Here is a 5,770-nt window from a genome sequence, read left to right on the forward strand (position 1 = left end):
ATTTGGATTCAAGATTATTCAAATTCGGTTTCGTTGCAAATCTACGGTGAGCGATTTGCACGCGTATTTTGCCGCCTTTGTCAAAAACCGCGCCGAATTTATAGCCGCGAAAGCAAAAAGCGGTAAAATGCGCTAAAAAAGGAAAATCAATAAAATGAGCGAAAATTTACAACATGGCAGTGCTGGCGGGCTGATTTTGGGTATAGAAAGCAGCTGCGACGATAGCTCGGTGGCGCTACTTGACATCGAGACGCTGGAGCTAAAATTTCACAAAAAAATCTCGCAAGATGCCGAACACTGCGCATTTGGCGGAGTGGTTCCGGAGCTAGCCGCGCGCTTGCATACGGCTGCGCTACCTAAAATTTTAGAGCAGATCAAAGCAGAACTACCCCGCGTAAAAGCCGTCGCCGTCACGAACGAGCCCGGGCTCTCCGTGAGCCTAGTGGGCGGCGTCGCGATGGCAAAGGCGCTCGCCTTGTCGTTGCGCGTGCCGCTAATTGCGGTAAATCACCTCGCGGGGCACGTGTATTCGTTATTTTTGGCGCAGGAAGCGCGGCTGCCTGCGGGCGTACTGCTCGTTAGCGGCGGACATACGATGGTGCTAGATATCGGCGCGGACGGGGCCGTGAGCGTACTAGCCGTGACGATGGACGATAGCTTTGGCGAGAGCTTTGATAAGGTCGCAAAGATGCTGGGGCTCGGCTACCCTGGCGGCGTAGCGGTCGAAAAGGCGGCAAAAAGCGGGCGCGAGAGGTTTAAATTTACCGTGCCGCTGCTGGGCGACGCGCGCACGGCATATAGCTTCTCGGGGCTAAAAAATCAGGTCCGCGTCGAAACCGAAAAACTCGCCGAAAGCAGAAATCTCGGCACGCAGGATGTCGCGGATATCTGCTTTGCTTTTGAAAATACGGCTTGCAAGCACATCTTAAACAAACTAGAAAAGATCTTTGCCCAGCGTAAATTTGAGCGTTTCGGCGTCGTGGGCGGAGCTAGCGCGAACCTAAATTTGCGCTCCCGCCTAAAGGCTTTGTGCGAGAAGCACGGCTGCGAGCTCATCTGTGCGCCTCTGGAGTTTTGCTCCGATAATGCCGCGATGATCGCGCGCGCGGGACGCGAAAAATACCTGCGCGGCGAGTTTGCAGGGCTTGATCTGCAAGCAAGTCCTAGAAGCGAGCTAACGAGGATTTAGATTTGGCTTTTGGTCAAATTTGTTTTTTAGCTCAAATTCGGCGATTATTACCCCAAATTTAGCTTTTTGTGTCGCTGTTGCGAGCGGGCGAGTATAAAGCGCGGCAAATCTAAATTTGGCGTGATGAGCTAAAAGCGCCAAATTTATAGAATCTAAAATTGTTTCGCTAAAAAAATACCGCGACAATCGCCGCAAACGCTAAGACTGAATAAATTAAAATTTTGACTATGCTTGTTTTTGCGCCGGCTTTTCGCTCGTAAAATACGCTTAATTTGTATTCTGAGCTCTTAAGCGTGCGCCATGCTGCAAAAATCGCCATCACCAAAAGTAGCGAGCAAAATTCTCGCGACGGCAAGCTTCTAAAATCCTCCAAAAATAAAATGGTCGCAAGAAGCGTCGCCAAGCAAAATAGCATAAAAAATACCCAGCTCAAAGCGATGAAAAATACGGCGTCCATTTTGCAATCTATGCCGTGATTTTTATATGCTGCGACCCTAAAGCCGATATAAACGGCAAGCAATGCGCAAGATAGTATCGTGAGCGGGTTAAATAGCGCAGAAAGCGTCATTTGGCTCATCTCCGCGCCCAAGATAGACGCCATGGGCGCAAAAGTAACGAAGGCGCAAAAGTAAAAAAGGATAAATAAAATTCTAGCCTGGAAAATGACGCTAAGAACTGATTTTATGATTTTTAACAATTGTTTCCTTTAAACGTTTGGCGACTTAGGGCTTGAAATTTGACTACGATTTTAGCTAAATTTTAAATGAAATTTATAGATTCTCGTCTAGCAGGTCTTAAATTTGGCGTTGCTATATAATGTATTTACTTGAGCCGTTTAAATTTGAAATGCGGCGAGTCGCCTTTTGGTTTATAAATTTAGCTCTTTTATCGCTCGTAAAATTTCATCCTTGCGGCCTAAAAAATCCTTTGCGATGACGATAAACTCGTTATTTTTTAGCGAGGCTGCGTCGTAGATCGGCGCTTTTAGCGTCGCTAGATCGAGCATCTTTGCTCCCGCGCCCGCGGCGACCATCTCGCCAGCAGCGTTGTCCCAGATAGAGCTTGGCGAGTAGCGCATATAGGCACCCGCGAGATTTTCGGCGATGCGGCAGTATTTGATCGCCGAGCTTAGTCGAGCGATGTCCAAATTTAGCGCGCTTGCGAGCTTGCCGGCCGTTACGTTTTTGCCGCGTTTGCCGCTGATTATCGTTTGCGGTGCATGCTCTTTTGCGGCTAGAGCTTGCGGGATAAACGCGCCGTTTTTATAGAGCTCTTTTTGCGTTCGTCCGCCCTTTGCTGCGCTATAAATTTCGCCGGTAACGGGCACGTAGATGACGCCAAGAATCGGGCGACCGTCTTCTATGAGCGCGATGCAGACGCAAAACTCGCCGCTGCCCTCGATAAAATCCTTCGTGCCGTCTAGCGGATCGATGAGCCAAAACGTCCGCGTGGACTCGCTCAAAATCTTTTCCTCCGAGCAGATCGGGATTTGCGAGCTTTTTAGCGTTTCAAATATCGCCGCATTTGCCGCAAGATCGGCTGAGGTCACGGGCGAATGATCGGTTTTTAAATTTACCTCGAAATCCCAGCGGTTTTTACTGCATGCGCTTTCGCTCAGGGTCGAACGAGCCGCTAAAACCTCGTCGTCAAAGCCTTTGTGGGCGTAAAATTTCATTATCTCGTCGCCTGCTTTGATGGTTGCAAGCTTGGCCAAATGTAATAATTCGTTTAAATTTTGCATTTTGGTTTCTTTTTTAGCGGCTCGTCTTTTGAGCGCTTTTTGTGGAGTTTGCCAAAATTTTGCTCGGCAGACTACATGTCTAGCCTACGCAAAATTTTCGCTGCACAACCCCAAAAATCACCTCAAAATACTTCGCCTTGTCGTTTTGTGTTCAAATTTAAAGTCAAATTTGCGAATTTGAGTTGCCCAGACCCGCACTTTGAAAATATAAATTTTACTTTAACTTAAATAGTTAAGGCGACGTATGGCGGAAAAAGACAAGCCGCCAAATTTAAAATTATTTCGGCGTTCTGTTTGTCTCGCCCACGTACAGTTGTCTTGGACGGACTATCTTGATACTCTCCTGTTCTTTTAGCTCTATCCACTGGCTGATCCAGCCCGGGATCCTGCCGATGACGAAAATAACCGCAAACATATCGTTTGGTATGCTAAGAGCTTTTAAAATCAGTCCCGAGTAAAAATCGACGTTCGGGTAGAGGTTGCGCGAGATGAAATATTCGTCGTTTAGCGCAATCTCCTCGATCTTTTTGGCAATTTTTAGAAGCTCGGTGTTTATGCCGATCTCGTCAAACAGCTGGTCGCACATAGATTTTAGCACCTTTGCACGCGGATCGAAGTTTTTATACACGCGGTGACCAAAGCCCATCAGCCTAAACGGATCGTTTTTGTCCTTGGCGCGGGCGATGTATTTATCTACGTTTTCTACCGAGCCGATCTGCTCTAGCTGGCGGATGACGCCCTCGTTTGCGCCGCCGTGAGCCCAGCCCCATAGCGCTCCGATACCCGCAGCGATACACGCATACGGGTGCGCGTGAGTCGAGCCCACCGTGCGCACGGTCGTCGTGGAGGCGTTTTGCTCGTGATCGGCGTGCAGCATAAAGACCGTATCAAGCGCCTTGACCTCGATCGGGCGCAAATTTACGTGCTCGTACGGGTAGCTCCTCATCATGTAGAGGAAATTTTCCGTAAAGCCACGGTCTAAATTTGGATAAATGATCGGCAGGCCGCGCGAAAATCTATAAGAAAATGCCGCTATGGTCGGGATTTTGGCGATTATTCGCATCGCCATCTCGTGATACTCCTCGGGCTTATCCATGTTTAGGTGATCAAAGTAAAACGCAGAAAGCGCCGATACCGCTGCCTGCAAAATCGCCATCGGATGCGCCTTATCCGGGAAAGCGTCGAAAATTTTCATCATGCCCTCGTGAATGAAGCTGCGTTTTTTAAGCTCAAGTTTAAATTCGTCGTATTGCTTTTTGTTCGGCAGCTCTTTATTTAGCAGCAGATACGCCACGTCGATGAAGGTTTTATTTTCCGCTAGATACGCGATGTCGTAGCCGCGGTACATCAGCTCGCCTTTTAACCCGTCGATATAAGTGATGCTAGATCGGCACATCGCCGTCGAGGTATATCCGCGGTCAAACGTAAACATCCCCGTATCGCTAAAAAAGGTCGAGATGTCGATGACGTCGGGCCCCATGGTGCCATGAAGTATCGGAAAGTCGTAGCTTTTGCCGTTTCTGTTGTCTGTTAGCGTAACCGTATCGCTCATTTTGGCTCCTTTTGCAAATTTTTATTTTCGTAGCTCATTAGGATTTTGATACAAATCGTTACTATTATAGCCTGAGTTAGGCTCGCTAGTATGAAAGAGAAGTAAAAATTTTCATTTATACCGCCTGATTTGTAGGCTATGGTAGCAACCGCGATAAGAAGCGTTAGTGGCATCGAGTGCGAGAGCGCAAAAAGCACGGTGTTTTTTAGCCCGAGGATGTTTAAAAACACCGTGCTAGCAGCGAGTCTAAAGCCTATCATGACGCCCGTTATCAGCGCTGCGTCGCGCACAACTCCGTCTATCATAAAGGCGTTAAGCTTAAACGTCGAGCCTATGTGGACGAAAAATGTCGGCACCAAAAAGCCAAAGCCAAAGCTAGCAAGCTTGTGCGGCAGGTCTTTTTTGTGATCGAAAAATGTCGCTATAAAGGTGCCTGCTACAAACGCGCCGAAAGCTATCTCTAAATTTAAATAAAGCATAAGCGCGATGATGCCAAAAAACAGCGCCATACACAGGCGGATGTCTTTTTCGGAGTTGTCGTAGTGGGGCATCAGGATGACGCGCAGCTGCGGATACCACCAAAACAGCACATTTAGCGTCTTGTACCCGATCACCGCCGCGGCTAAAAATCCGCTCAGATATATGATCGAAAACGCCAGTTCGCTACCCGCGCCAAATTTCATATACGCGCCGACGAAGGTTAGTAGCGTGATGCTCACGACCTCGCCGATCGAGCCGATGAGCATGCCGATATTTAGCCACGCCTCGTTTTTGCCGTACTCCTTAAACAGCGTAAATATCATACCCACGGCCATCAGCGGCATGATGAGGATAAAAAGGCGGTTTAGATCAAACGAAAACGTCAGCAGCGCCGAGAGTAGGTAGAGTATCGCCAGATAGACGACGCCCGTTTTTAGGATCTTTTTATCTATCGTGAAAAATAGCTTGAGATCGACCTCCGTGCCCGCTAAAAACATGAGGTAGAAAAAGCCGACTTCGCTCACGATTTTAAACATTTCGTTGTGCCCGATAAAGCCCAAATACCCGGCTACCGAACCCAAAATAATCTCCACCGGCGCGATAGGGATGCGTAAAATTTTAGAAAAATACGGCGACGTAAAGATGATAAAAGCTAGCGCGATGAGGATATTTAGCCCGTTTGCCTGCAAGAAAGTCCTTTGTAAATGGGGGATTATAGCCTAAGGTTTTTTATTCTTTGATAAATTTGACCCGCTTAGGCTCGTCTCGCGAGTGCTTTTTGCGGATTTTGTTAAAATTTGACTAGGTA

The 5,770-nt window shown here is 47.9% G+C and carries 5 protein-coding genes; 1 reads left to right on the forward strand and 4 read right to left on the reverse strand.

The window, feature by feature from the left end; all coding sequences use genetic code 11:
* Positions 1 to 190: 190 nt before the first annotated feature.
* Positions 191 to 1,189, forward strand: coding sequence for a tRNA (adenosine(37)-N6)-threonylcarbamoyltransferase complex transferase subunit TsaD (tsaD, locus tag Q0546_RS01895; protein WP_298790021.1), 999 nt, complete (start codon positions 191 to 193; stop codon positions 1,187 to 1,189).
* Between the two features lie 166 nt (positions 1,190 to 1,355).
* Here tsaD and Q0546_RS01900 read toward each other — a convergent pair whose 3' ends face one another.
* From Q0546_RS01900 to Q0546_RS01915, 4 genes are all read right to left on the reverse strand, one after another.
* A complete protein-coding gene (locus Q0546_RS01900; RefSeq protein ID WP_298790015.1) occupies positions 1,356 to 1,886 on the reverse strand; it encodes a hypothetical protein in 531 nt (176 codons plus the stop codon).
* Between the two features lie 171 nt (positions 1,887 to 2,057).
* Positions 2,058 to 2,930, reverse strand: a complete 873-nt coding sequence (locus tag Q0546_RS01905; RefSeq protein WP_298790017.1) for a 3'(2'),5'-bisphosphate nucleotidase CysQ — start codon at positions 2,928 to 2,930, stop codon at positions 2,058 to 2,060.
* Between the two features lie 277 nt (positions 2,931 to 3,207).
* The gene (locus tag Q0546_RS01910; RefSeq protein WP_298790019.1) at positions 3,208 to 4,482 is read right to left on the reverse strand and encodes a citrate synthase; all 1,275 of its coding nucleotides are present in this window, start codon (positions 4,480 to 4,482) and stop codon (positions 3,208 to 3,210) included.
* Positions 4,479 to 5,651, reverse strand: coding sequence for a cation:proton antiporter (locus Q0546_RS01915; protein WP_298055945.1), 1,173 nt, complete (start codon positions 5,649 to 5,651; stop codon positions 4,479 to 4,481). Before Q0546_RS01915 ends, Q0546_RS01910 begins: the two co-directional genes overlap by 4 nt.
* Positions 5,652 to 5,770: the final 119 nt, after the last annotated feature.

This window comes from uncultured Campylobacter sp. (assembly GCF_937997465.1).
Classification (GTDB): domain Bacteria; phylum Campylobacterota; class Campylobacteria; order Campylobacterales; family Campylobacteraceae; genus Campylobacter_A.

Excerpts from the sequence above, each read along its gene's own strand:
- Q0546_RS01905 (WP_298790017.1), bottom strand. The coding sequence starts at position 2,930 with ATGCAAAATTTAAACGAATTATTACATTTGGCCAAGCTTGCAACCATC.
- Q0546_RS01910 (WP_298790019.1), bottom strand. The coding sequence starts at position 4,482 with ATGAGCGATACGGTTACGCTAACAGACAACAGAAACGGCAAAAGCTAC.